The sequence below is a fragment of the Neolewinella sp. genome, from assembly GCF_965214665.1.
GTDB lineage: Bacteria > Bacteroidota > Bacteroidia > Chitinophagales > Saprospiraceae > Neolewinella.
In genome coordinates this window covers 1,240,006-1,266,152 of sequence record NZ_OZ243970.1, presented here as the reverse complement: position 1 = coordinate 1,266,152, position 26,147 = coordinate 1,240,006, and the positions used below count along the sequence as shown (strand labels likewise).

Annotated in this window: 25 protein-coding genes and 1 pseudogene; 12 read left to right on the top strand and 14 right to left on the bottom strand. The window is 60.3% G+C overall.

The features are described from left to right. Positions 1-22 precede the first annotated feature (22 nt). Together ACOOHD_RS05680 and ACOOHD_RS05675 are read right to left on the bottom strand one after the other, a co-directional pair. Positions 23-607, bottom strand: a pseudogene (locus ACOOHD_RS05680) (IS630 family transposase); the annotation flags it as partial. Then, the gene (locus ACOOHD_RS05675; protein ID WP_420461407.1) at positions 595-960 is read right to left on the bottom strand and encodes a helix-turn-helix domain-containing protein; all 366 of its coding nucleotides are present in this window, start codon (positions 958-960) and stop codon (positions 595-597) included. The pseudogene ACOOHD_RS05680 and the gene ACOOHD_RS05675, both read right to left, overlap by 13 nt. A 156-nt stretch (positions 961-1,116) precedes the next feature. Between ACOOHD_RS05675 and ACOOHD_RS05670 the strand changes: the two genes are divergently transcribed. The 4 genes from ACOOHD_RS05670 (at position 1,117) to selD (ending at position 8,605) form a co-directional block, all read left to right on the top strand. After that, positions 1,117-1,374, top strand: a complete 258-nt coding sequence (locus ACOOHD_RS05670; protein ID WP_420460605.1) for a helix-turn-helix domain-containing protein — start codon at positions 1,117-1,119, stop codon at positions 1,372-1,374. Between the two features lie 548 nt (positions 1,375-1,922). Continuing rightward, on the top strand, positions 1,923-5,765 hold the full coding sequence (locus tag ACOOHD_RS05665) for a sugar-binding protein (RefSeq protein WP_420460604.1): 3,843 nt from the start codon (positions 1,923-1,925) through the stop codon (positions 5,763-5,765). A gap of 163 nt (positions 5,766-5,928) precedes the next feature. After that, on the top strand, positions 5,929-7,569 hold the full coding sequence (locus tag ACOOHD_RS05660; protein WP_420460603.1) for a S8 family peptidase: 1,641 nt from the start codon (positions 5,929-5,931) through the stop codon (positions 7,567-7,569). A gap of 1 nt (position 7,570) precedes the next feature. Further along, entirely contained in the window at positions 7,571-8,605 is a 1,035-nt protein-coding gene (gene selD / locus ACOOHD_RS05655; RefSeq protein WP_420460602.1) for a selenide, water dikinase SelD, read from the top strand. Positions 8,606-8,778: 173 nt separating this feature from the next. Here the strand turns inward: selD and ACOOHD_RS05650 are convergent, their stop codons facing one another. Continuing rightward, a complete protein-coding gene (locus ACOOHD_RS05650) occupies positions 8,779-9,372 on the bottom strand; it encodes a pyridoxamine 5'-phosphate oxidase family protein (protein WP_420460601.1) in 594 nt (197 codons plus the stop codon). Between the two features lie 323 nt (positions 9,373-9,695). On the opposite strand from ACOOHD_RS05650, the gene ACOOHD_RS05645 reads away from it, so the two are divergent. Continuing rightward, positions 9,696-9,908, top strand: a complete 213-nt coding sequence (locus ACOOHD_RS05645; protein WP_420460600.1) for a hypothetical protein — start codon at positions 9,696-9,698, stop codon at positions 9,906-9,908. Here ACOOHD_RS05645 and ACOOHD_RS05640 read toward each other — a convergent pair. The 7 genes from ACOOHD_RS05640 to ACOOHD_RS05610 are packed head-to-tail and all read right to left on the bottom strand — an operon-like array spanning position 9,905 to position 15,462. Next, positions 9,905-10,996, bottom strand: a complete 1,092-nt coding sequence (locus tag ACOOHD_RS05640; RefSeq protein ID WP_420460599.1) for an arginine-tRNA-protein transferase — start codon at positions 10,994-10,996, stop codon at positions 9,905-9,907. The genes ACOOHD_RS05645 and ACOOHD_RS05640 overlap by 4 nt on opposite strands. Before the next feature lie 58 nt (positions 10,997-11,054). Beyond that, positions 11,055-11,681, bottom strand: a complete 627-nt coding sequence (locus tag ACOOHD_RS05635) for an ABC transporter ATP-binding protein (RefSeq protein WP_420460598.1) — start codon at positions 11,679-11,681, stop codon at positions 11,055-11,057. Then, on the bottom strand, positions 11,671-12,471 hold the full coding sequence (gene lpxA / locus ACOOHD_RS05630) for an acyl-ACP--UDP-N-acetylglucosamine O-acyltransferase (RefSeq protein WP_420460597.1): 801 nt from the start codon (positions 12,469-12,471) through the stop codon (positions 11,671-11,673). The genes ACOOHD_RS05635 and lpxA overlap by 11 nt, the downstream gene beginning before the upstream one ends. Positions 12,472-12,522: 51 nt before the next feature. After that, on the bottom strand, positions 12,523-13,911 hold the full coding sequence (locus ACOOHD_RS05625; RefSeq protein ID WP_420460596.1) for a bifunctional UDP-3-O-[3-hydroxymyristoyl] N-acetylglucosamine deacetylase/3-hydroxyacyl-ACP dehydratase: 1,389 nt from the start codon (positions 13,909-13,911) through the stop codon (positions 12,523-12,525). Between the two features lie 38 nt (positions 13,912-13,949). Further along, on the bottom strand, positions 13,950-14,681 hold the full coding sequence (locus ACOOHD_RS05620) for an ABC transporter ATP-binding protein (protein WP_420460595.1): 732 nt from the start codon (positions 14,679-14,681) through the stop codon (positions 13,950-13,952). 20 nt (positions 14,682-14,701) lie between these two features. Further along, positions 14,702-14,986, bottom strand: coding sequence for an Asp-tRNA(Asn)/Glu-tRNA(Gln) amidotransferase subunit GatC (gene gatC / locus ACOOHD_RS05615; protein ID WP_420460594.1), 285 nt, complete (start codon positions 14,984-14,986; stop codon positions 14,702-14,704). A 26-nt stretch (positions 14,987-15,012) separates the two neighbouring features. Continuing rightward, on the bottom strand, positions 15,013-15,462 hold the full coding sequence (locus ACOOHD_RS05610; RefSeq protein ID WP_420460593.1) for a DUF2452 domain-containing protein: 450 nt from the start codon (positions 15,460-15,462) through the stop codon (positions 15,013-15,015). Positions 15,463-15,574: 112 nt separating this feature from the next. Between ACOOHD_RS05610 and ACOOHD_RS05605 the strand changes: the two genes are divergently transcribed. The 4 genes from ACOOHD_RS05605 to ribH are packed head-to-tail and all read left to right on the top strand — an operon-like array spanning position 15,575 to position 20,298. After that, a complete protein-coding gene (locus ACOOHD_RS05605; protein ID WP_420460592.1) occupies positions 15,575-17,860 on the top strand; it encodes a carboxypeptidase regulatory-like domain-containing protein in 2,286 nt (761 codons plus the stop codon). A 4-nt stretch (positions 17,861-17,864) separates the two neighbouring features. Then, entirely contained in the window at positions 17,865-18,761 is an 897-nt protein-coding gene (locus ACOOHD_RS05600; RefSeq protein WP_420460591.1) for an alpha/beta hydrolase, read from the top strand. Further along, entirely contained in the window at positions 18,758-19,726 is a 969-nt protein-coding gene (locus ACOOHD_RS05595) for a threonine ammonia-lyase (RefSeq protein ID WP_420460590.1), read from the top strand. Before ACOOHD_RS05600 ends, ACOOHD_RS05595 begins: the two co-directional genes overlap by 4 nt. A 50-nt stretch (positions 19,727-19,776) precedes the next feature. Beyond that, positions 19,777-20,298 (top strand): 6,7-dimethyl-8-ribityllumazine synthase, encoded by a 522-nt coding sequence (gene ribH / locus ACOOHD_RS05590; protein ID WP_420460589.1) that lies wholly within the window; start codon positions 19,777-19,779, stop codon positions 20,296-20,298. Here ribH and xseA read toward each other — a convergent pair. After that, positions 20,295-21,521, bottom strand: a complete 1,227-nt coding sequence (gene xseA / locus ACOOHD_RS05585) for an exodeoxyribonuclease VII large subunit (RefSeq protein ID WP_420460588.1) — start codon at positions 21,519-21,521, stop codon at positions 20,295-20,297. The two genes, ribH and xseA, sit on opposite strands and share 4 nt — an antisense overlap. 33 nt (positions 21,522-21,554) lie before the next feature. Continuing rightward, the gene (locus ACOOHD_RS05580; protein ID WP_420460587.1) at positions 21,555-22,625 is read right to left on the bottom strand and encodes a zinc-binding metallopeptidase family protein; all 1,071 of its coding nucleotides are present in this window, start codon (positions 22,623-22,625) and stop codon (positions 21,555-21,557) included. Positions 22,626-22,700: 75 nt separating this feature from the next. Here ACOOHD_RS05580 and rlmF point away from each other — a divergent pair, with 75 nt between their 5' ends. Both rlmF and ACOOHD_RS05570 read left to right on the top strand, forming a co-directional pair. Then, the gene (gene rlmF / locus ACOOHD_RS05575) at positions 22,701-23,537 is read left to right on the top strand and encodes a 23S rRNA (adenine(1618)-N(6))-methyltransferase RlmF (protein ID WP_420460586.1); all 837 of its coding nucleotides are present in this window, start codon (positions 22,701-22,703) and stop codon (positions 23,535-23,537) included. Between the two features lie 42 nt (positions 23,538-23,579). Then, positions 23,580-24,479 (top strand): phytanoyl-CoA dioxygenase family protein, encoded by a 900-nt coding sequence (locus tag ACOOHD_RS05570; RefSeq protein ID WP_420460585.1) that lies wholly within the window; start codon positions 23,580-23,582, stop codon positions 24,477-24,479. On the opposite strand, the gene ACOOHD_RS05565 is transcribed toward ACOOHD_RS05570, so the two are convergent. After that, on the bottom strand, positions 24,476-25,141 hold the full coding sequence (locus tag ACOOHD_RS05565) for a YggS family pyridoxal phosphate-dependent enzyme (protein WP_420460584.1): 666 nt from the start codon (positions 25,139-25,141) through the stop codon (positions 24,476-24,478). The genes ACOOHD_RS05570 and ACOOHD_RS05565 overlap by 4 nt on opposite strands. A 163-nt stretch (positions 25,142-25,304) precedes the next feature. Between ACOOHD_RS05565 and ACOOHD_RS05560 the strand changes: the two genes are divergently transcribed. Continuing rightward, on the top strand, positions 25,305-25,502 hold the full coding sequence (locus tag ACOOHD_RS05560; protein WP_420460583.1) for a hypothetical protein: 198 nt from the start codon (positions 25,305-25,307) through the stop codon (positions 25,500-25,502). Here ACOOHD_RS05560 and ACOOHD_RS05555 read toward each other — a convergent pair. Continuing rightward, positions 25,495-26,076, bottom strand: coding sequence for an FKBP-type peptidyl-prolyl cis-trans isomerase (locus tag ACOOHD_RS05555; protein WP_420460582.1), 582 nt, complete (start codon positions 26,074-26,076; stop codon positions 25,495-25,497). The genes ACOOHD_RS05560 and ACOOHD_RS05555 overlap by 8 nt on opposite strands. Between the last annotated feature and the right edge of the window lie 71 nt (positions 26,077-26,147).

Below are 26,147 nucleotides of genomic sequence, written 5' to 3'. Positions count from 1 at the left end.
AGACGTAAGTAGTCAGACAAATTTATACTAACATTTGATCTATACTGAAGTTGATGTCGAACAGCCCTTCCCCGTAACCGTCCAATATAGCCTCGATCCGCTGGTGCAGTTCAGCCTCACTGTTGAAGTCCTGTGGTCGTAGCCACTCGTGCTTCATCTTGCGCCACAGGGTTTCGATGATGTTGAGATGAGGACAGTAGGGGGGCAGAAAAAACAGCTCCAGCCCCCGCGTTTTCCACTCCCCGATCTTTGCGCTTACGGCCGCCGAGGTGTGCCAGGGGGCATTGTCGATGACCACTACGGTGGGTTGCTGGAGCGTAGCGGCAAAGTCCTCCATCCATTCGATCACCTGAGCGCTATCGACGCGACCCCGGGTGGTGTAGCTGGTCAGGTCGCCCCGGTAGTTGAGTAGGCCGAATACATTGATCTTACCGGCTTTACTGCTGCTGATGCCATGCTGCTCGCCCACCCGGATCCAGCCGTAGGGGACATTGGGCTCCAGGCAAAACGCACTTTCATCAGCAAAACGTAAGTCGATCTGCTGTAACACGGCCAGGGCAAACAAAGCCTTGAGCGCGTCCCTAGCCTGCGCAATTACTTCGGCCGCCGCCGGCGGCCGCTTGGCCGTACTACGGCGGAAGCGTTTCCACCGCCAGCCGTTTTTTTTAGGATGCGCTGCAGCGTCTTTTTGGACATGGGTTTACCCGTAAGGGTCTCAATCTCAGCCAGGGCCTGATCAATCTTCTGGGGATAGCGCTCGACCAACTCCTCGATCTTATCGACCAGGGGCTGGTTATCGTGGCGCACGATGGGGGGCCTACCCTGTCCCTTGACCGTGTGTAGCGCTGCAATACCGCCCGCCTCGTAGCGGTTAAGCCAGTGGGCTACCGTCTGGCGGCTTACCCCCTCCAGGGCGGCAATCTCGGTGGCGTTGTAGCCCTGACCGCTGAGCAGAATCATGTTGCAGCGGGAGCGGAAGGGGTGGCGTTTACCGGTTTTCCAACCCTGCAGTAAGGCAGCGTGCTCTTCCGCGCTTAGGGTGATGTGGCGTACATTCATGCCGCAAAGTAAGAAAGTTAAACTAAATCTGTCTGACTACTTAAGTCGGTTGAAGTTATGTTTGATCTTGACCCCGGTATGCTGTACACATCGAGTACAGAAGATGCAAGGCGAGAACGGCAGAACCGCATCGGCGAGCAGCTCAAAGCTGCGCGTAAGCGAGTTGGTATAACTCAGGAAGAACTAGCGCGCCGCGTAGGAACGTCCAAGGGCTATATTAGCCGAATTGAGAATAACCGTTCCGATATTGAACTGTCCACGCTACGCAGGATAGTCGAAGTCGGTCTGGAGAAAAGACTAGCCATCACGGACTAGGGAGACACACTCGCCCAACAATGCGCCATCGTTAACCGGGGCTGGGGAAGTTCGGTGAAAGTCGCTTCGATTGAAGACGGTGCCTTCCCGGCGGACAATGGGCCAAAAGCTCCCGCTGGTCGGTTTTGGCCCATGCCGCCACGCTGCCCCGTCGTCGATAGTGGAGGTTGCTGGTTGCTGGTTGCTGGTTTGGTTCATGCCCCGGCTGCGGGCGGTGGCCCCGCTTTCTTGCATGGTTAGGTCTGACGAACACTTCTAAAGCTGTCCAGCTGCCAGATCGCATCGGTCATGAGCTAAGCCCTTCTTCTACTGGTAGAAGGTAGGGGCGCTGATCTGGTGCTCACGGCACAGGTCGGCCACACTGCTGCCCGCATTGAGCCCTCCATTTCACCCTGCAACCGATTTAATCGACCCACTTCTTCCTTTAGACACTAATCTAACGCACTTCGCTACCCCAAGTCCTAACAAGTTCCGCTATATTAGCTGGCCAATCATGCAATACGGCGGAGTACCCCTCCCAGAACTACACCCATACCAAACTTAGCACTTTGAAGACCAACGCTACCCAGCTTGCCGGAGGCCCCCGCCGCGGCGCACACCTTGTTCTGTTCCTCCTCACCCTACTCCTGCCCCAGTTCAGTAGGGCCCAGACAGCCTGCGCGGAGGGCCCCTACAACGACCCCAGCCTATGGAATGGCTACACCTCCAGCGGCACCCCGCAGGTTATCGGCGAGGTCGCGGACGAGGCCGCTGTCTGTGGCACCGCCATCTCGGCCGATCTCCAGGTACTCGAGGGCAGCCCCTACAGCGCCGGACTACAAATCAACCAGGCCACCAGTCCGCGCTTTAACGCCAATAGTGAGTACCGGGTCCGGTTCCGCTACCGGTCGGAGGTAGAGCGTACTATCTACTACCGGATGATCCCCCGTGCCCTGGATAATAGCGCCGGCGGCCCAGCACTAGTTGAACAAGACCTCCGGGCCACCACCACCTACCAGCAGTTCGATACGGTAGTCGCTTCGCGTGGTAGCCAGGACAGTATGCTCTACCAGCTGTGGATGAATGGCGACAACCTCGCCCCCATCTACATCGACGACTTTAGCATGGAACAGGTCGGCGGGCCCTGCGGGGGAGAAGACGCTACCTTTAATGACCTAAATGCCTTCACGAGCTACGGGGGAGTCACCCTCAGCGAGGTAGCGGATGCCGCCGCCGTTTGCCAGGATGCTTTTGCCATCGAGTTGGACTCCATCAAGGCCGGTCCCTATAACGCCGGCTTCGAAATTAACCAAGCCTTCGCCCTGGATGATGTAGGCGGACAGACCTACCGCGTTGCCTTTAGGTACCGCGCAAATGCACCCCGAACCGCTCCCCTTATCCTCACCAGCCGCCAGCGGGGAACCTTCGGGGGTAGCGACGGACCGCAGTACGCCTTCGCTAACCTAGCCTTCACTACCGAGTACCAAACCTATTCCAACACCTTCGTCTCGACAATTGACGAAAATCAAACCGACCGGCTCCTCCAGATTCTGCTCGCCGTCGGCGCGGATACTACCACCATCTATCTCGACAGTATCGCCATCGAGCAGATCGTCCCGGAGCGCACCCTACCCACGACGCTGTACGTTCACCCCGACGGCAGTGATGATAACCCCGGCGACGCACTCACGCCCGCGGGCGCCTTTCGTACTCTCCGTTACGGACTGAGCCAACTTATCCCCGGTGACAGTCTGCTGGTGGCCGACGGCATCTACGCAGAGAATAACCTACGGGTGTTAAATGTGCGGGGCGCGCAGGATGCAACCACCGTAGTAAAAGCCATCAACCCCTGGGGCGCCAAGATCGAGGGTAATATCCGCTACAACATTAACCTCCGGATCGAAAACAGCACCCACGTCAAGGTCGAGGGCTTCGAGATCTATAGCCTGGGCCGCAGTGGGGACACCAACTCGGCCACCGGACTGCAAATCTTCGGCTCGGACTACGTCACCCTGGAAAACAACTACGTGCACGACTGCGGCTGTGGCGGCATCAGCGGCCGGGAATCCGATTACCTGACCATTCAGCGCAACGTGGCTCGCGATAACGCCCGCTTCAGTCCCTACAACTGCAGCGGCATCAGCATCTACCAACCCCGGATGCTCGATCAAAATGAAGGCGTACACATCCTGATTAAGGACAACGTCAGCTTCGAAAACGAGGTACGCCTGGCCTTTGCGCCCCTTGGCTTCAGCGTGCCCACCGACGGTAACGGCATCATCCTCGATGATTTCAACAATACCCAGAGTCTAGGGGGCCAGGAGAACACTACGCCCCCTTACGTAGCCCAAACCGTGGTCGAAAACAACCTTGTGTTCAGCAACGGCGGGGCGGGCATCAAGACCTTCGAAGTTGAAAACGTAACGATCCGCAATAACACCAGCTACCACAACAACTTCGTCCTGGAGGGGATCACCGCTAACACCGGTGAAATCATTCTCCAGGTGCTCGGAGGCGAGGCCGAGGTGTACAATAACCTGATGGTGAGCGAATCCGGTTACCGGAGCCAGGCCTTTAGCTCGCAGACGGTGGGCAACGGCGAGGTGATACTGGCCAATAATCTCCTGCTGGGCGGGGTCGTCTTTAGCGGACAAGAGCCCGAACAGACGCAGAACATCTTCGTCACCGAGGACCGGCAAAGCTTCCCCCAGTTCGCCCAGGCCCAGGACTCGACCTTCTTCCAAACTTTTGAGTTCACCTCCGTCGATGACTTCAAGCAGTTTTTTGGTCTACGGGCTACGAGTCCGGCCATCGATCAGGGAGCTAACGACCTGGCCCCGGCTGCCGACCTGAACGGCGTAGCCCGGCCCATCGACGGCATCGTCGACATCGGAGCCTATGAAGGACCCGTAGCGGGCGTAGGACCGCTGCCCGCCGACCGCCAGCTACAGGGATTCTCGGTCTCGACGCCTTCCCCCCTACGCGTTGACGGCCTTAAAGACGGCCTCTACACCGGAGCCAGCCGGCAGATCATTAAACTCACCGTCGGCGAGGTTGCCGATCGGGCCGACCTATCCGGCAACTGGACTTCCGCCTACACCGACGAGATGCTGTATGTGTTCGTCACCGTACAGGACGACTCACTAAGCAACAATAGTGACAACGCCTACGAGGATGACGGCGTGGAATTCTACTTCGACGGTAACAATGCCGGGGGTACCACCTATGACGCCGACGACCGGCAGTTCCTGGTCGGCTACGGCGATGGCAATACCATCATCAACTATACCACCGGCGAGGTGACGGGTGCCGAGGCGGCCGTCGTCGACATTGCCGGTGGATACACCGTTGAGTTTGCTATTCCCTGGGCCCTGCTCGGCGTCACCCCCACCGACAGCCTGACTATCGGGTTTGACGTGCAGATTAACGATGACGATGGGGGAGCGGACGACCCAGATCGCGACGGCAAACTCGCCTGGGCGGCCAATCAAGACCTCTCCTACCAAAATCCGAGTCTTTTCGGCCTGCTTACGCTGGTCGAAGTTGAGGCCCCGCCCATCATCGCGGGTACCGACGCAAGCATTACCATCGACGGTGAGATCGATCAGGCCTACGACCGGGCTGATGTCTACGCCATGCTCAACGAGGTACAGCCTGGTATATCGGATGCGGAAGATTTTAGCGCCAACTGGCGGGCACTCTGGGACACCAGCGGACTCTACTTCATCGTCGGGGTAACCGATGATACCCTCATCAACGACAGCGAGAACTGGTACGACGACGACGGGGTAGAGATCTACATCGATGCCCGCAACGAAAAGGCGACTACCTACGATAACAATGACCACCAGATCGTAATCCGCTACGGTCAGGACACGATCTACGATACCAAAAATCAGTTGGGGGCCGGCTCCCGTAGTGCCATCAGACTCACGGAAGGTGGATACACCGTAGAGGCTTACATCCCATGGACCGCGCTGGGCATCAACCCTACCGCCGGCACCTTCATCGGACTCGATGTACACGGTATAGACGATGACGCCGGCGAGGGTGGCAACGACGGTAAACTCGCCTGGTTTGCCACCATCGACGAGAGCTACAAAAACCCCAGCCTGTTTGGTACCGCTCTGCTCGGCGACATCATCTCCACCGGTCTGCGGCCGTCGCTCCAACTGGGCGACTGGCTCACCGTGAGTCCTAATCCGACCGGGGGCACCCTACGCTATAACCTTGGCGGCTTCCGTACGGCCACCCTCCAAGTACACGACTTCCACGGTCGCTTGCTGAGTAACCGTACCGTGAGCGGTACCAGGGGTGAGCTCGAACTGAGCGCACTACCCAATGGCGTATACCTACTTACGGTACGCGACGGCACGGAGTACGCCCGCCAACGCATCGTGGTACAACACTAGAATACCGGTCTAGTACGCCCCGCCAACCCCGGTGGCCCAGGAGGGTCGCCGGGGTTTTATGGTTTTACTAACCAACGTTTCGGAGGCTTAGCCGTTTCTGTTGCCTGAACTACTGGTGTTGCACCGGCGCGCCGCCGCCCCACCTTACCAAATACAGAACCAAATGAGAGGATTAATTCTTGCCGTCAGCTTACTCACCACGTTATGCCTGACGGCCCAGACCGCCGTCACCGAAACCCCCAATAACTGGTGGGACCTGGACCGTACCGACGATAACTTCCCCGGCGTGAGTGCCGATAAGGCCATCGCCTACCTGACCGGTAAAAAAGCGGAGCCCGTGGTGGTGGCCGTGATCGACTCCGGGGTGGATATCGAGCACGAGGACCTGTCCGACGTGATCTGGACGAACGAGGACGAGATACCCGGCAACGGCATGGACGACGACAAGAACGGCTACGTCGATGACGTACACGGCTGGAACTTCATCGGAGGGGCCGACGGACAAAACGTGAACTACGAAAATCTGGAGGTCGTACGCCTTTACAACCAGCTGAAGGCAAAGTACAACAACCGCAACCGCGAGGGACTGAGCAAGAAGGAACGCGCGGAGTACGACCAGTACCTGGCCTACAAAGAAGAAATCGAGGCCAAGCAGAAGGAGCTCGGACCCACCGCCCAGCAGTACGGCATGATCAAAGAGGCCGTAGATAATATGTTACAGGAGATGGACAAGTCGGCCGACGAGGTCACCGCCCAGGACGTTGCCTCCTTCGAAAGCGACGACCCCGGTATCCTAATGGTGAAGAACGTCGTAGCAAGTGCTACGGCCGGCGGGGGAAGCTTTGCCGAATTGTACGAGCAGCTGGAGGGGGCCATGGAGTACTTCGACGGACAGTTGAAGTATAACTATAATCCGGACTACGACGCCCGTAGTATCGTAGGCGATGACCCCAATAATCTGAGCGAGCGCTATTACGGCAACAACGACGTGGAGGGCCCCGATGCCGCCCACGGGACCCACGTAGCGGGCATCATTGCCGGCGAGCGAGGAAATGATATCGGCGTCAATGGGGTAGGGGGCAGCAACGTGCGCATCATGAGCGTCCGTACCGTGCCCAACGGGGATGAGCGCGATAAGGACGTAGCCAACGCCATCCGCTACGCCGTGGACAATGGCGCGAAGGTGATCAATATGAGCTTCGGAAAGGGACAGAGCCCCTACAAGAAGGAGGTGGACGCGGCCATGAAGTACGCCGAGAAAAACGACGTACTGATGGTGCACGCCGCCGGTAACGACGGTAAACTGCTGGACCTGACGAACAACTTTCCCAACGATACCTACCAGGGCAAGAAGCGTACCGGTAAGACCTGGATCGAGGTGGGAGCAGCAAGTAGTGACTACGGACCGGCACTGGCCGCACCCTTCAGCAACTACAACAAGAAGTATGTGGACGTCTTTGCCCCCGGCGAACAGATCTACTCTACGATACCGGATGATAAATACGCCAAATTCGATGGTACTTCCATGGCCGCTCCCATGGTGTCGGGAATTGCCGCGCTACTGCGCAGCTACTTTCCCGACCTCAAGGCCCAGCAGGTAAAGGAGATTATCGAGGAGAGTGCACTGCCCGTCAACCTGGATGTCAACCGGCCCGGTGCGGAAGGCGAAACCGTGAACTTCTCCGAGCTGTCGGCTACGGGCGGACTGGCCAACGCCTACACCGCTGTCAAACTCGCCGAACGCATTAAGGGAAAGAATAAGCGCCTGCGGGACGAACGCGACGAGAGCCTCCGGCAGTTTTAGGATGATCAGACTCACGGAATTTAGCCACGGCGCGGGTTGCGGTTGCAAGATCGCGCCGGCCATACTGGATACTATCCTAGCCCAGACCACCCCCTCCCGGCCCGATCCGGACTTGCTGGTGGGCAACGCCGAACGCGACGACGCGGCGGTGTATGACCTCGGCGATGGCACGGCGGTCATCTCTACCACGGACTTTTTCATGCCGATCGTCGACGATCCGCTGACCTTCGGCCGCATTGCGGCCACGAATGCCATTAGCGACGTCTACGCCATGGGGGGTACGCCGCTGCTGGCCATCGCCATCCTGGGCTGGCCGGTGAACGAGCTACCGGCCGAGGTCGCCGGACAGGTCGTGGAGGGTGGCCATCAGGCCTGTGCGGACGCCGGTATCCCCCTAGCTGGCGGACACAGCATCGACAGTCCCGAGCCGATCTTCGGGCTGGCCGTCACGGGTAGGGTAGCCATCAAGGACCTGAAAAAAAATGGTGGGGCGCAGGTCGGTGACGTCCTTTTTCTGACCAAACCCATCGGCGTAGGCATCCTCAGCACCGCGCAGAAGCAGAAAAAACTGCGGCCGGCCGACGCCATGCTGGCCACCGAACAAATGGTACGTCTGAACCACATCGGACCGGTACTGGCCAAATTGCCTTACGTGCACGCCATGACGGACGTCACGGGCTTCGGCCTGCTAGGTCACCTCTCCGAAATGTGCGCCGCTAGTAGCACCGCCGCCCGGGTGGAGCTAGCCGCCGTTCCCCTGATCGATGCGGATGTACTTGACTACTACCTGGAGCAGGGCTGCATTCCGGGGGGTACCCAGCGCAACTGGGCGAGCTACGGTCAGCAGGTGCAACTAGGTAGCGAGCGGGCCAAGTGGCTCCTCGCCGATCCACAAACCAGTGGCGGATTGCTGGTAGCCGTAGCACCGGACCGGGTGGCTGATTTTACCGCCCGCTGTGCCGCCGCGGGCCACCCCGTACAGCCGCTGGGCGAGATGCGCCAGGCCGGTGCGGGTGCCCGGATCCAGGTGGTGTGAACTAAGGGCGGGAGTAGTCCTTTCTAGCCCCAAACACTCTCCCATGACCAAGGTGGTGTCCCTCGCCCAACTTCCCACCGGCCACCGGCACCAGGTCACGGCAAAATGCCACCCGTGGAGGCGCTGACCGGTCGGGACTGGCAGGCACTCTACCGGGCCGCTTCCGTAGTAAACTAAGGAACTATCCAGCGGAGGGTCCAATCATTACCACTGCGGGATGCTGTCAGGCGTAGGTTCTGCTCCCGATCTAGCCGCAGCACATCCGCGTACTGAATCCGCGTGACCAGCACCCCGAAGTTAGCCACTGCGTAGTCGGTCTGCTGCTGCGACAGTTCCGCCCAGTCGGGAGGGAGCCCGTCGTCGGCCCGCTCGAGCGGGGTAGAGGGGGGCTGCTGCGTTGCGTAGGCCTTACGACCGTGCTTGGGCAGCTGGTTAAATACCTCGCGGGCTTCGGCACGCGGTAGCCAGTGGGTGGGGCCGTGGCCGGAAAACTGGATGCGGGTGTCGGGATCCCAGAAGAGATAGCTGACCAGGTTGTTAGCCTTCAACTCGTGGGCCTTGATGGAGCGACGGTCGGTATACGTACGCAGCTCGGCGAGCTTGCGGTCGGCGCTGCGGAGCACGACGGTACGCTGTCGCGGTACGCCCTGACCGCCGACACTAGCCACGTAGGTGAGTCCGAAGGGATGGTCTCCGCTGTCCGCCCCGGCTAAAATTAGGTCCCAGGCTTGCGTCCAAAGGTCTAAAGCCGTTATATTACCGTTCATAAGACAGCCAGTTACGACGAGTGGGGAAAAAAATCGTTCGTCACCAAACACAAAATGTGTTTCCCTACGTATGTGCTTACATATATTTGAATCGACAAAAAGCTAAAAGTTGTAGTGACTCTCCGCTTTTCGTGCCGTCCCAACGACGAAGCCGCCGGTGAAAGGCGGCGGTGTACGAATTCGCCTAGCGTCTCTCAACTGATGAATATGGGTTTTAGGTGTTTTTCCGGAGGGTTTGAACTTAGGTTCAAACCCTCTTTTCGTGGGTGCAACCCAGCCACCGCCCCAGTCGTTCTATCTTCGTATCCACAACCCGCCATCGCATGAGTTTTGTCACGCTGTTCGCCGTCATCTTCGCTGTATTTGGTATCAGCTTCCTGCTGATCAACCTGCGTCACATTGTCACCGGTAATGAGTTCCGCGGCACCTGCTCTAGCAACAATCCCATGCTGCAAAAGAAACTCGGCGGTAAGTGCGATGTCTGCGGTAAGGCCCCCGACGAGGAGTGCCAACTTCCCGAAATGCCGAAAGCTTAAGCTTGTTGCTGCTGTCCCCCCCGTAAGGTGGCACACACGTCGGCTACGTAGCTCACCTGCGGTGATTTAAGCAAGAGGCGGCGTACCGCTAGTAGATCGGTCACGAAACCATCTGCGTGGAAGGTTCTCAGGTACTCCGCGTTGAACAGCAACTGGGTCTGTGCCATGTGTCGACACTCCAGTAGGAAGTAGTTGCTCTCCTTGGGATCGTAGGCAACTACAAAAATGCTCTTCCCGGCTAGTTCGCTGAGTTGGACGAGGTAGGGATAGGGATAGTAATCGTCATTCCAGATATCGTACAGGCCTGCTTCAAAGAGCGGATAAATCTTTAGCGTACTGGTCTGTCCCCTCCGCCTAAGTTGCTCCACCAGGCCGGTGAGGGCATGCACCTGTGCTTCCACGGGTCCGTCGCGCAGTGGATCGAGACTGCGGTAGGCCCGCCAGCTCTCCGTACGCACGTCATAGTACTGCGCCGGACCAAGGCGTAGTTTGTAGTCGAAGCGGTGGTAGTCCGGCACCACGTATCCCGGATAGTAGTATCTAATATTCCGATCCAGGCAGTACTGCATCTCCAGTAGCATGGTGTAATAGCCCAGGCTGAACGTACGCAGCGCGGGATCGAAGATACCCAGGATGCTGGCCGCCGAGTCGTTGCCAAGATCGAAGTAGCTACAGGCCACCAGTTGGCCGCTGATGCGCTCCCGCACACTGACTTCGTAGGTATTGAAGACCACATCTCCGTCGTAATCCTCCAGGCTATCGGCAATGGTGGGGGATAGGCGGCCATCGAAGTCCGCCGCGTAGCGGTCATACAGCTCCTCGTGCTCCTCATCAATGACCCGGGGCGCTACCGCTACCTCGAACAACTGCGCGTTTTTGCGGAGCAGACGGCGCTGACTCTTGGAAAAAGCGAAGGGCTGCAGGTCGATGCGAATCCACACCGCGGAGTACGGCCGGTTCTTGAAAAAGAGGAAATGGGTCGTGAAAATGGTAGACCCCATGCGGTACCAGCCCTTCGCCAGGTGCCAGTCCAGGCTCTCCGGACTCAGGGTAAAGGGCGTATTTTTTTCCGCGTAATTGAAGAACATCCGTACGGGGCCATTGGCGCGGGTGTAATATGCGAAATCTGGCGGGTAGTGGTCTTCGTTACAGCGATTGCACGCTGCTACATAGGGCCAGATCCCGCGCGTCATTACTTGCGATTACTACGAGACGACCGGCCGAATAGCGCGCTAGCTCGGTAGCGAACCAGTTAGCCGCCGCTAGGTCCAGCGTGACGGTGGGCTCATCGAGCAGCAGCAAGGGGGTAGCAGCGTAGAGCCCCGTGGCCAGCAACACCCGCTGCCGCATGCCGGAGGAACAGTCCAGTAGGGTACGGCGGCGAAAGGACCCGAGTGCGATCCGCTCCATCACCCCGCCGATGGTCAGTCCCGGCGTAAGTGGTTTAAGCCCGAAATGAAACCGGAGCATCTCTTCGATGGTGAGTTCTTCGACAAGTTCCAGATAGGGTCCCGTCCAGCTCACGAATCGGTACACCTCGGCGACGGCAAGGGGGCAATCGGCAAGGGTATAGTTAAGGCTGCCCCGACTGGGACTCAGCTGTCCGGCAAGTAGGCGCAGCAGCGTAGACTTCCCGGAACCGTTGCGGCCCTCGACCCCGTAGATCGTGCCACTCTGATAGTGCTGCGTCAGCTCCCGCAGTACCCACTCCCGGCCAAACCGCTTCGATACCCCGGTGAGCGTGATCGTCAGCGGCGGCAGCTCAGTTGCCATTATCTAGGGCCTGAAAGCTGCGGATGATCCCTGTTTTCTCCGTGGCCCCGATGAAGCTCACGACCTCGTCGCGCTCGTCCGAAAGGGGTACGGAAGCCTCGATCTCCGTTACAGCATTGGTGATGTTGAGCCCCTTGACGAAGAGGATCCGGTAGATCTCGTGAATGGCGTTGATCTGGGCAATGGTGAAACCCCGCCGCTGGAGTCCGATGCGGTTGACCCCGATGTAACTGAGTGGCTCGCGGGCGGCGCGGATATAGGGCGGCACACTCTTGCGCACCAGACTACCGCCGGCGATGAAGCTGTGCCGGCCGATGCGCACGAACTGCTGCACGCCGACCTGTCCCTCGATGATGACGTAGTCTTCCAGCACGACGTGTCCGGCCAGATTCACATTATTCGCAATTACGATGTAGTCGCCTAGGATACAGTCGTGCGCTACGTGGGCGTAGGCCATAAGTAGGCAGTGGTTACCGACCCGGGTGGTGCCGGCCGCGGCCGTGCCCCGGTTGATGGTCACGTACTCGCGGATGGTGGTGTGGTCACCGATTTCGGCCGTGGAGTATTCTCCGCGAAACTTCAGGTCCTGCGGAATGGCCGCGATCACCGCTCCGGGGAAGATGCGCACGTTTTGGCCCAGCCGGGCCCCGGAGTAGATGGTGACGTTGGGGCCGATCTCGCAGCCCTCCCCGATGACAACGTCCTCCTCGATGGTGGTGAAGGGTCCTACGGTGACACCGGCACCAAGTGTGGCATTCGGGTGGACGACGCTCAGGGAATGAATGGACATGAATAGCGTTGGATGGTGAGTAGATAGGGCGGCCCCCCCCCGGGCGGGGGGTTAACTTCGTCGTACGATCTGGGCCACCAGGTCGGCCTCCGAGACCAGCTTGTTGCCCACGTAGGCCGTGCCGCGCATCTGGCAGATGCCCCGGCGCACCGGTGCCATCAGTTCCATCTTGAAGAGCACCGTATCGCCCGGCACCACGAAGTTTTTAAACTTGGCATTTTCGATCTTGAGGAAGTAGGTATCCCAGTTGCCGGGGTCCTCCTGCTGCGTAAGTACGAGCAGGCCGCCGGTCTGGGCCATGGCCTCGATTTGTAGCACGCCGGGCATGACGTGGTTGCTGGGAAAGTGCCCCTGAAAGAAGGCCTCGTTGAAGGTGAGGTTCTTGAGGCCCACGATGTAGTCCTTCCCCATCTCGATGATCTTGTCAATCAGTAGGAAGGGGTAGCGGTGGGGCATGATTTCCAGGATCTGCTCTACGTTGTATACCGGCTCGTCGTTGGGATTATAGTAGGGTCTTCCCTTGAGACGGCGCTGGTCGAGGTAGGCCTTTTTGAGTAGCTTAGTGAAGGCTACGTTCACCCGGTGCCCGGGCTTGGTGGCCAGGATGCGGCCGCGAATGGGTACGCCCAGCAGGCTGATGTCGCCCATCACGTCGAGCAGCTTGTGGCGGGCCGGCTCGTTGTGAAACTTAAGGTCCAGGGTGTTGAGAATTCCCTGCTCGGTGACCTCTACGGTTTCCTTGCCCATCTTTTTAGCCAGGGCATCCAGCCGCGGCTGAGGTACGTGACGGTCGGCGATCACAATGGCGTTGGTCAGGTCGCCGCCGCGGATCAGGTCGTGCTCGAACAGGGCCTCCAGCTCGTGCAGAAATACGAAGGTGCGGCAGGGGGCAATCTCCTCGGCGTAATCCTCGTAGCCCCGCAGGGTAGCGTACTGCTGCCCCAGCACCGGACTATCGAAGTCGATCATCGATACCACCTCAAAGCCATCGTAGGGCAGGGCCACAATCTCGGAGCCGGTGGCCTCGTCGCGAAAGGTGATCGGTTCCTCCACGACGAAGTAGTCGCGGGCCGTATCTTGCTCCTCGGTACCGGCCTCGAGGAGGCGGTTGACAAAGGGGCTGGCACTGCCGTCGAGGATGGGCACCTCGCCGCCGTCGATTTCGATGAGGACGTTGTCGATCTGGAGGCCCGATAGGGCGCTCAGCAGGTGCTCGATGGTGGAGACCGTGGCGTTACCGCCGCCCAGGGTAGTGGACCGCTCGGTGCTCACCACGCGGTTGACGTCGACATTCATCAGGGGTTGCTCCGCCAGGTCGGTGCGTTTGAACTTGACGCCGTGGCCGGTGGGGGCGGGTTTAAAGACCAGGTTAACCTCCTGACCCGTATGCAAGCCCACCCCGCTGATGGAGACGGTGCTGGCAATGGTACGTTGATTCATATATACTTTCCCACTGACTAGGCGGGCAAATATAGGTGTCAGGCCTGATTGTAGCGGTGGGTGGGGTCGCTGGCCCGGATCACGTGCGCGTTACGCTCGTCGCTCTCTACCTCGCCGTCGCGCAGGCGCACGATGCGGTGGGCGTGCTCGGCGATGTCCGGTTCGTGGGTCACCAGAATTACCGTGTTACCCCGACTCTGGATTTCCTCAAAGATGCCCATGATCTCGATCGAGGTCTTGGTGTCTAGGTTGCCCGTAGGCTCGTCGGCCAGAATGATGGCCGGCCGATTGACCAGGGCCCGGGCAATCGCCACCCGCTGCCGCTGTCCGCCCGAAAGCTCGTTGGGGCGGTGGTCGAGGCGGTCGCCTAGCCCTACGCTATCGAGTACCTCGGCGGCCCGTTCCTGGCGTTGTTTCTTGGCCAGTCCGGCATAGACCAGGGGTAGGGCCACGTTCTCTAGCGTGGTCTGCCGCGGTAGTAGATTAAAGGTCTGAAAGACAAAACCGATCTTCTCGTTACGGATGTTGGCTAGCTCCGTATCGTCCATCTTGGATACGTCCTTACTATCCAGCAGGTAGGTACCTGCTGTGGGCGTGTCCAGGCAGCCCAGAAGGTTCATCAGGGTTGACTTACCGGAGCCCGAGGGACCCATCAGCGCCACGTACTCATTGGTCTGAATTTGCAGGTCGATACCCCGTAGGGCACGCACCTGCGTATGGCCCATGGTGTAGGTCTTGGTGAGACTGGTGATATCGATGACGGTAGACATGGGCGGGGGGAAATAAGCGGTTAAAGGACGCGGGGTACTCGGAAGTACTCCCCGTCGGAATCGGGAGCATTAGCCAGTGCGGTAGCACGGTCGAGGTGCGGTCCGACCGTATCGGGGCGAAGTACCTGCTCGCTGTCGGTGACGTAGCGTAGGGGTTGGACTCCATCCAGATCGAGGTCGTTGAGCTTTTCTACCATGTCCAGGATGCGGACCAGATCGCCGCGCAGCTGTTCCACGCGTTCGGGGGGCGGTGCGAGCTTGGCCAGTTTAGCTAGCCGCAATACTAGGGCATCGTCAACGCGCATCGGGGGGCTTTTCGACGAAGGTAATCTTACTCCCGACGTTCCACTACCTCCCAGGTGTGATCCCCGAGTAGTTTTACCGTAGCGATGTAGTCATAGGGCGGCCGCGCGCCCCACTCCGCTGGGCTCACCAGACTCAGTACGTTCGTCCCGTTCGAGCGCTCATAGAGGTAGTAAGTACGCGATACGATGGGATCGATACGCATCTCCGCCTCGTAGATGCGCTCCGAAACCGTCATCCGTTGCTGGATCTCGTTGGCCTGCCGGGCCAGTAGCTCAATCTGGGCCCGAATCTGGTCGAGCTGCATGTCCGTCTGTTCGTACATCGCGCGCATCGCCAGGCCCTTGATCTTGCCGCGGTCCACGGGTTTGATCGTCGCCCCTCCGCGCTCGTGGGCGTAGGGCAGCAGGTGGGGATTAAGGGCCACCTTCTCCCCGTCGATCGGGTTGATAAAGTTCTCGTCCTTCTCTTCGGCCATAGTTCCATTAACTGATGCTACTGCATAGGGGTTTAGGCGGAATGGCTGGATGCCCCGTCGGGCACCGCCCCGGCTAAAAAAAGCTATGTTTACAGCGACCTACCGAACAGCCATGACCATACGATTTACCCTGCTGCTGCTAGTGATTACGGGCCTCACCGTGCCCCTCGCCGCTCAGTTTCGTACCGAGAAGCGGGCCGCCGACAAGGCCTACGAATTGAGCGCCTACACCCTGGCCATCGAGGGCTACCGGCGCGCCCTGACCGAGCGTCCGGATGACCTAGAGACCCTCTCCCGCATCGCCGATGCCTACCGCATGCTCAACGAGCTGGACACCGCACGGACGTACTACGAACGAGCCATGCAGGGCGGCGACCGCCAGGTGCAGCCGGCTACCTTACTAGGATACGCCCAGACGCTTAAATCCCTCGGCGAGTACGCGCTGGCACGTCCCCTCTTCGAAGCCTACGCCAGTGAGGCGGACCAAACCGTCGGTACCCAGTACGCCGCCAGTATCGACTTTGCCGTAAGCCAGCAGAACGAAACGGCCGGCTACAGCGTAGCTCCCGCTCCCTTTAATAGCCCCGAGGCGGACTTCGGACCTACCACGCCCCGGCCGGACCAAGTTGTGTTCTCCAGCTCACGCATCGCGGAGGGCTTCAGTGGCGTAGCGGACAACAAACCCTACCTGGTGCAGCAGAACACCCTGGGAGCACTGGAAGCTCCGGTACCACTCTCTACGGGCTACGTCAGCCGGGGAGGTAGTGCCGGCCCCGTGAGCTATAGTCCCGATGGCAGTCAGGTCGTATTTACCCGTAATTCCTTCACGCCGGGAACGCGCATGGTGCCCGAGGCGGGCATCCAGATGAGTCTGCTGCTCGCTGACGTCAGCGAGGCCGGCATGTGGAATAACGTACGCCCCCTGCCCTTTAATGGCAATGGCTACAGTACCGGCTTTGGCACCTTCGGGGCCGATGGACAGGCCATTTACTTTGCCAGTGACCGGCCCGGCGGATTTGGTGGCTACGACCTGTACCGCGCGCGTCAGGTCAATGGCAACTGGGAAACCGTGCCCGAAAACCTCGGCGGTACGGTCAACAGTCAGGGTAATGAGATTACGCCCTACTTCGACGGCAGCAGCCTCTATTTTTCCAGCGACTGGCACGCCGGACTTGGTGCCTACGATATCTTTCGCGCCGCACTCAACGATGCTAACCGTCCGACGGCACTCTTTCACCTCGGCGGCGCGGTCAATAGTCCCCGCGATGACTACGGCTTCGTTTACGATGAAGGACAGCGACTCGGCTACTTAACCTCTAACCGGCCGGGTGGTCGGGGTATGGAAGACATCTACAGTGTGCGCTTTACTGAGCCCATGCCCGGGCCGGCCACCGCCGTGGCGGCTACGGCACCGGTGGGGGACGGCCTGGCCACCGGGCCCCAACCCGGCGTGCCCAGGGGCGTGCGGGTAGGAGAGCCGGTCCCCTTCGGTACGGTACGTGGTTATGTCAGCGATAGTAGGACCGGCGGCCCCGTCAGCGGAGCCAGCGTAGCAATCACCAAGCGCAGCTCTGGCCAGGCCGCTACCGCCCAGACCGATGCCGAGGGTGCCTACTACGTTGAAGTGGAACCCCAGACCGTCTACGACGTCGAGGTAAACCGGGAAGGCTACGAGTCCATCACCTTTCCGGTCACCACGGCGGTGGATCCCGCTCCCGATGCGTTCGGCAACATCCTAGTGCTCCCGATTGAACGTACCTACGCAGCGGCGGTCGCACCACCCGCGCCGACCGTCGCCACGGATGCGCCGACCGATACCCAAGCAGCGGTTGCTGATCCGAGTATGGTCACCACAGTAGTAGCGAAAAACTTTAGCGTCCAGGTGGCTAGCGTGGCTGCCGAGCCCCAGCTCTCCGCCTACAACGAGCTTGCCCCCCTTGGGGAGGTGTACCATATCAGGGATGGCGACCGCTACAAAGTCCGCGTGGGAAACTTTGCTACCCGTGATGAAGCGCTCGCTGCCGCCCAGCAGGTCCAGAACCTAGGCTACGCAGGTAGCTTTGTCGTAGTCGGCCAGGGTCCGGTACCCCAGACGGTGAGTGGTGGCCCATCCACGGAGCGTGCACCTGCGGCCGCGCCCCCGGATACGTCTGCTGCCGTACTGGCCCCCTTCCGTGTGCAGCTCGGTGCGTTTGCTAAGCCGGAGAACTTTGATCGAGCGGCAGCCACCCGGCTCGGAATGCTGGGCGAAAGTAAGCGCGATGCGCTGACCGTTTTTTACCTTGACGGACTACAGACCATCTCCCAGGCCGAAGCCGCCCGCAACCGGGCGCAGGCGGCGGGTTATGCCGGGGCCTATATTCTTCAATTGGTCGACGGTGCCTACGTAAAACAATAACTTCATGCGCGTGCTGCTCTGCCTACTGCTGTCCTGTGCTGTGCTGGCCCAGCAACCGGTGATCCCGCTCTATAGCGGGGAGGTGCCCTGTGTGGATGCGGTGGCCGCGGACGCGTCGCACTACGATGCCGAGATCGGGGAGGTTGTGACTGCCGTCCGGGTGCCCGATCTGATCTACTTCTCCCCCGTGCCCCGCAGTGCTAGTCAGGAAGCGGTACTGGTGATTCCCGGCGGCGGCTATACCATCGAGGCTTACGACCTGGAGGGGACCGATATTGCGCGTTACCTCAGCGCCCGGGGGTACCATGCCTTCGTGCTGCGCCACCGGCTGCCGCAGGGCATTGAGGGACCGTGTAAGGATCACGTAGCGCAGGACGATGCTCAGCAGGGCCTGCTGAGCGTGCGGCGGCTGGCCGATAGCCTGGGCTACCGGGCCGATCGGGTGGGGGTGATGGGCTTTTCGGCGGGTGGGCATTTGGCCGGGTCGGTGTCGGTGCACGCCCGGATGGAAGATAGTCTGACCACTCGTCCGGACTTCAGTATACTGGTGTACCCGGTACTAATCATGAGCGCCGCGGATAGCGGGCATGCGGGTAGTCAGGCAGCCCTGCTGGGGCAGGCGCCCGATCCGCAGCGGATCAGGTACTATAATCTACCCACCCAGGTAGACTCGCTGACCCCACCCACGATTCTCTTTCACGCCTCGGACGATACGGGCGTGCTGCCGCAGAACTCCCTACGGTACTACGAGGCGCTGATCGCCCACGGCGTACCGGCCGACCTGCGCATCTACGCCAGGGGGGGTCACGGCTTCGGCTCGGCCCGCGAGCTGGCTGCCCCGGTGAGCGGCTGGCTGGAGGAGGCCGTCACCTGGATTCGTAGTCGCTACCCCACGCCATGATCGAACTACCGCCCCTGGACCGCGTGCCCACCCAGGCCGATCTGCTGGTGACCCACGAGGCCATCCACCCCTTCGTGCACCGTACGCCCATACTCACCAATCGGAGTCTAGATGAGCTGACCGGTGCGCGCCTGTCCTTCAAGTGCGAAAACTTCCAGCGCATCGGGGCCTTCAAAATGCGGGGCGGAGCCTCGGCGGCGCTGCGCTTTACCGAGGAGCAGCGGGAGCGGGGGTTAGCTACGCACAGCAGTGGCAACCACGCCCAGGCCATAGCGAGCGCCGCCCAGCAACTGGGCGTGCCCGCCTACATCGTGATGCCACACGACGCGCCTCGCGTGAAGGTGGCCGCCGTACGGGGCTACGGGGCCGAAATCACCTACTGCAATAACACGCCCACTGAGCGGCAGGCCGCGCTGGAGGAGGTCGTGGCCCGTACCGGGGCGGCCTTCATTCACCCCTTCGACGACTACGGTGTCGTTGCCGGTCAGGCCACCGCGGCCATGGAGCTGATCGAGGATACGGACGATACACTTGACTATATCCTTACCCCCGTGGGCGGCGGCGGTTTGTTGGCCGGTACCGCCCTGGCCGCCCATTACTTCAGTCTACGCGCCCGGGTGTGCGGCGCAGAGCCGGAGGGGGTAGACGATGCCGCCCGCAGTCTGCGCAGCGGCCGCATCGAGGTCAATGAGACGAACCATACGGTCTCCGATGGGCTACGTACCCACCTGGGCGAGCGCACCTTTCCGATCATCCACCGCCACGTTTCTGAGATATTTGTAGTCACCGATGAGGAGACGGTAGCGGCCATGCGGCTGATCTGGGAGCGCATGAAGATCATCGTGGAGCCCAGCTGCTCGGTCCCCCTGGCGGCCGTACTGCGCTACCCTGAACAGTTTCGCGGCAAGCACGTCGGCATCATCCTGACCGGCGGCAACGTGGACGTAGACCGACTGCCCTTTTAGCGGAGAACCTGCCGGCCCACTCGGGCGTATCCCTTCCAAATTACCCCGCCATGGCCTCCGCCCTCAGCAACCTCAGTGACTACGACGCGACCAATGTACCCGATGCGGCCAAACTCCGCTTTGGGATCGTGGTCGCCGACTGGAATAAAGATATCACCCATAAGCTTTACGAAGGCTGCTACGACACCCTCATCAAACACGGGGCCGTGGCCGATCAGATCCACACCATGCAGGTGCCCGGCACCTTCGAGCTGCCCGCCGGCGCACGCATTATGGCCGGTCGTGAAAAGCTCGACGCCATCATCTGCCTCGGCTGCGTCATTAAAGGAGAGACGAAGCACGACGAGTACATCAACAACGCCGTCAGCCAGGGACTGGTCAACCTCAGCATCGCCACCGGCAAGCCCTACATCTTCGGCGTGCTCACCCCCAACACCCACGAGCAGGCCCAAGACCGTGCCGGCGGCAAATACGGCAACAAGGGCGTGGAGGCCGCCGTGACCGCCATTCGCATGGCCGAACTGTACACCACCAACAAGACTGCGAAGAAGTCGATCGGTTTCGGGGCCTAAGGCTTCTGCAGTTTTATGCGGCCATCGCGTAGGCGTAGCGTCACTACTCCGGTTTCGATCATGTCGGGACCGGTCACCAGTTTTCCGTGCTGACTCACCAGGGCATAACCTCGCGCCAGGGTGGTCTCGGGGCGTAGGGCGTCGAGCAGCACCCCGTAGTGGTCCAGGCGTTGCTGCGTCACCGCCACACTCTGCTGGGCCGTCCGCTGCAGTTCGTCCAGGAGGGCGGCGGCGCGCAGGTGCGCAGACTGTAGTGAGGTAGCCGCGGCCCGGTCGACCTCCCCGGCGTAACGCACCAGCCGGGTCGCTTGCTGAGCCCGAAGTTGGCCGGCCGTGGTGGTGATACTTCGACCCAGGTGAAGGGCACGACTTTCGGCCCGGAGCAACTGCTCAATGAGGTAAACGGCAACTGCCGTAGGGGTTTTGAGGCTGCGGTGCACTACCCGGTCGGCCACCGTATCGTCGATCTCGTGGCCGATACCGGCCAGTACCGGCAGGGGAGCATCGGCGAGGGCCCGGCAGATGGCCTCCTCGTTGAAGGCAGCTAGGTCCGTTTTTCCACCGCCCCCCCGTACCAGTACGATAAGGTCGTACTCGTGGCGGCGGCGGGCGATCTGCCGCAGGCGAGCGGTGACTTCCTCCCCCGTCTGGCCCCCCTGCATCGCGGCGGGGTAGAGCTCCGTGGCGAATGCGTAGCCGTAGGGGTTATCGTCCAGTTGCCGCTGAAAGTCGGCGAGCCCGGCGGCGGTATCCGAGCTGATCACGGCCAGGCGTTGGGGGACTAGTGGCAGGGGTAGATTAGCGTTGCGGTCGAGGAGTCCGTCGCCGGACAGTGCCTCGAGGGTAGCCCGCCGGCGGCGTTCCAGGCTGCCAATGGTATGGGCCGGGTCGATGTCTTCCACGATGAGCTTGAGTCCGAAGCGCTCGTGGAAGGAGGTGGTGACCTGCAAGCGGACCGACATGCCCTCCTGAAACAGGTCGCGGACCAGCTTCGGGCCGTGTAGTTTATTCATCCGTTTGAGCCCACTGGCCCACACCACGGCGTCGAGCTGGGCCACGATCGCATCACCCTCCGCTTCCTTTTCGACCAGGGTCAGCCAGGTGTGGCCGCGCGAGGTACTGACCTGTCCGAGCTCGGCCGCTACCCATACCGCCTCGGGCAGATTAAGGGCGAAGACGCGGCGGATAAAGGCGGCGAGCTGGGAGAGGGGCAGGGTGTCCATCGCCGCCAATTTAGCACCGCGCGTCGGGAGAGGCTAGCTGGCGAGGGTTACGGGTGCGGACGATACGACGCGATTGATGAAAGCTAGCTTCTCCCGTACCGGACCGTTGAGTACGAAGGGGTACAGGTCCGGTCGGCCCATGCCGCGGTTGATGCTGTTGACGGCGAAGGTGATGGGTACGGCGGTGCTGAGGATGCGGTCCATATCGCGATCGGCGTAGGGATCGAAATCCGCACGGGCCTGCATCGTGAGCTCGGGCATGCCCGGCGGGTCGACCTGTAGGCCGAAGGCGTGGGCGGATTCGAGGAGGTCGAGCAGGTGCAGGTAGTGGGCCCAGGTTTCGGCCCAGTCCTCCCAGGGGTGGGAGGTGGCGTAGGTGCTGATAAAGCGGGATTCCCAGTCGGCGGGTGCACCCTCCTTATAGTGCTTCTGCAGGGCCTGGCCGTAGTCGGCGCGCTCATCCCCGAAGAGCTGGCGGAAGTCGGCCAGCAGGGTGGGGTTGCTGGCAACGAGTTCATCCCAATAGTAGTGGCCGACCTCGTGGCGAAAGTGCCCCACCAGGGTACGGTACTTTTCGTGAAGTTGCACGCGGTTTGCTTCTCGCTTAGCAGGGTCGGCCTCCTCGACATTGAGGGTGATGAGGCCCTCGTCGTGACCGGTCATGACGCGGTCCTGTCCGGGCTGGTCGGCTAGGAAATCGAAGGCCAGTCCGTGCTCCGGGTAGGTCATTTTGTCCTGGACGGGTAGGCCGATACGGAGTAGGGCGTAAACGAGCCGGTGCTTGGCTGCCTCTAATTCCTGCCACTCGTTGAGCTGCACGGGATCGCCTAGATTAGGTACGGTGCGATTGAGATCGCAGGCTACGCAAAGGCCGGTGGCATCGTCCTGGGGGATGAGCCAGTTACAGGCTTGGTAGGCGTGGTTGCCGCAGTACATGAAGGTGGCGGTGGTATCGCCGTAGGGTTGCCAGCTGGACTGGCCGGGGGTAAGGGCGACCATCTGGTCTTGCTGGCTGTTGTAGCCCAGCCAGAACCCGCAATTGCTGCAGACGACATTTTCAAAGTATACGGGGTAACTACAGTTGCCGCAGTGATAAATCTTCATTCGTGTTATCTAGGGTGCTGGGGCATAACCCGCTTACTATCCGGTAGTGCGCCTACCAAAAGGTAATTTTACCTCATGCACACTAAGAACCGGTACGGGGGCAAACACGATTTTGCTGCGCTGCTGGACCTGGAGCCGGAGATGGCTGACTACCTGCGTAACGCCCCGGATGGGCACACCACGCTTGACTTTACCAAGGCCCGCGCCGTGTACCTGCTCAACCGCACCCTGCTGAAGCGCGACTACGACCTCGAACACTGGGATTTGCCCCGGGGGTACCTCACCCCGGCGGTACCGGGGCGGCTCGATTATATACACCTGCTAGCCGATCTGGCCCCCCGGACCGAGCGCGTGCTGGATATAGGCACTGGGGCTAGCGTAATCTATCCAATCTTGGGTACGCGGGAGTACGGCTGGCGGTTTGTGGGTACCGATGTTAATCCCAAAAGCATTAAAGTAGCCCGGGCCATTGTACAGTTTAATCCGGGCCTGAGGGGCGTAGAGGTACGGCAGCAGAACGACGCAGGCCATATTTTTGCCGGCGTACTGCTGCCCGGGGAACGCTTCGATCTGACGATGTGTAATCCGCCGTTCCACACCGACCGGCCCACCGCGCTAACGGCTGGCCGTACGAAGTGGACCAAGCTCGGTAAGCGGGATCGGGGCCTCACCTTTGCCGGTCACGATGCGGAGCTGACCACGCCTGGGGGTGAGGCACGCTTTCTTAGGACTATGATTGCCGAGAGTAGTATCTGCCGGGAGCAGGTGAAATGGTTTACCTGCCTAGTGTCTCAACGGGGGTACTTAAGTGCCGCCCATCAGCAGCTGGAGGCGTTGGGAGTAGTGGAAGAGCGAGTGCTGGATCTGGCGCAGGGGAACAAACAGATGCGGGTGCTATCCTGGCGGTGGTAGCGGTGCATGCTTTATATCTTTATCAGTCCACATATGCCCCACATGTCCTACCGCGATCTATCCTTCGCTGCCGAACCGGTAAGCCGAATGTTTCCCCGCCTGAGTGCGGAAGAGGCCTGGGAACGGTACCGTCTACCGGACGAGCAGGTTGAGTTTTTCGAAGAAAATGGCTATTTGAGTAATGTAAAGTTGCTGCAAGAGGCACAGCTCCAACAACTGCGCGACGAGCTTACCGCGATCGCCGATCCCGAGCACCCGGGCAATGAGTTATTCTACGAGTTCCACAGCAACGAAAGCGGTGACTCCGATGCCGTGCTCTTCCATAGCCTGGGCCACTGGCGGCTCACGCCGGGCTTCCACGACGTACTCTGGAATCCGCGCTTCGTGGTGGCTGCTTCCCAGCTGCTGGGAAACAAGGCGGTGCGCTTTTGGCACGACCAGCTGTTCTGTAAGCCGGCCCACCACGGTGGCGTCGTGGCCTGGCACCAGGACTACAGCTACTGGACCCGCACCGGTCCCATCCAACACCTCACCTGCTGGACCGGACTCGACGATGCCACCGAGGCCAATGGCTGCCTCCAGTATATCCCGGGTTCTCACCGCTGGAAGTTGCTCAACAAGACGGCACTGGCCGGAGACATGGAGGGGCTGTACGCCCACCTCGATCCAGCGCAACAACGGGCCTTTGACAATAAGGTAGCCATCGAGATGAAGGCGGGCTACGGCACCTTCCACCATCCGCTGCTCGTGCATGGCTCCTACGCCAACCGGTCGGACCACTCCCGCCGGGCCTTCGTCCTTAACGTGTTCGCCGACGGTACCCGGTCGAACGTCAACGAGCAATTGCTGGAGGGCGTGCCGGCTATTGCGGAGGGTGAGAAGATGGAAGGGCAATTTTTTCCCCTACTCTATACGCCTCCTAGTGGGGTGGGGCAGGGTTAACTGTTGCGCGCTCCGAAGAGTAGTGAGCCGATCCGAACCAGCGAGCTACCCTGCCGTAGGGCAATCGCATAATCGCCACTCATGCCCATACTGATTTCGGTGAATGCCGGGTCGTCAGCGAAGTACTGCTCCTTTAGTTCACGAAAGATTTCGTGGAGCTCGCGGAACTCCGACTCCACCTGCGCCCCGTCATCGGTATAGGTGGCCATACCCATGACTCCCGTGATCCGAACGTGGTGTAGGGGGTCGACTCCTATCTCCTCCAGGAGCTCTCGGGCGGTGTCCCGGCTCAGGCCGTACTTACTTTCCTCCCGTGCAATATGAAATTGTAGCAGCACATCGATGCGGCGATCATCGGCCCTGCGGTCGAGCTCGCGCAGCAGTCGGAGGCTATCGCCGGAGTGGAGCAGGTGCACGAGAGGGGTGATCAGCTTGACTTTATTGCGCTGTAGGTGCCCGATGAAGTGCCAGCGGATATCATCGGGTAGCTGTGGGGCTTTTTCCGCTAATTCCTCGGCGCGATTTTCTCCAAAGTCGCGGTGGCCCAGGTCGTAGAGCTGCTGAATCAGGGCCACGGGGTGCGTTTTACTCACCGCGATGAGTCGGGCATCGGCGGCGGCGACCTCGCGGGACAGGGTGGTGTAGGTAGTTTCCAGGGACATAAAAGGCGGGATGAATGAGAACTGACCGTTTCCCCATAATGGGCTACCGCTCCGTAAACGGCTGGCACACCGGCCCTTAAAATTGTGTTACGTCTTTTCCCAGGCACATGAGGCTTCCTATATTGAACGTTGCCTTGGTATAACGACAAAACTGATCCAAACGATGAGCTCCATTACCCTCAAGAACGACCGGAAGCGCCGCCGTCAGGCCCGCGTGATTACTTTCCTGATCACCGCCGCTACCCTGACGGGGGCCGCCTACACCATGGGTGCTGCCGATGAGGCCATGCAGCTGCTTCAGCAGCTGTTTCATATCGCTCCCGCGGCAGAGACCGCCGAGCCGGTGGCCTCGATCATTTAACCTCGAATAGCTCAACATCGAAAATGAGCGCCGCGTAGGGGGGGATAGTCGGGGGTGATCCCTGCGGGCCGTAGGCCAGGTCGTAGGGAATGTAGAAGCGGTACTTGGCGCCCTCCTTCATCAACTGCAGACCCTCCGTCCAACCGGAGATGACCCGGTTCAGGGGAAATTCAATGGTCTCGCCGCGGTCTACCGAGCTGTCAAAGACCGTGCCGTCGATGAGGGTACCGTGGTAGTGTACGCGGACCGTCTCGGTAGCCGAGGGGCTGGCTCCGCTTCCTTCCTGTAGGACTTCGTACTGGAGGCCCGAGTCGGTGACCTGCACCTCGGGGCGTTTGGCATTTTGTGCTAAGAAGTCCTCGCCCTCCTTCCGGGCGCTTGCACCGGCGGCCGCGGCTGCTTTTTGCAAGTACTGCTGGATGTACTGATTGGCCTGCTCGGGGGTGATGTTGGCCGTGCCGGCGAAGCCTTCTTCAAACCCCTTGGCCAGGCTGCTGGCGTCGATGCTGTCGAATCCCTGACTTTTCAGGTTCTGGCTCAGTACGATGCCGAGACTATAGGAGGTGGTGTCCATGGAAGTGGAGGGAGATTGGGCCCCGAGGAAGATGGGGCAGGTAAAAAACAGCAGTACAAGACGCGGTAGGC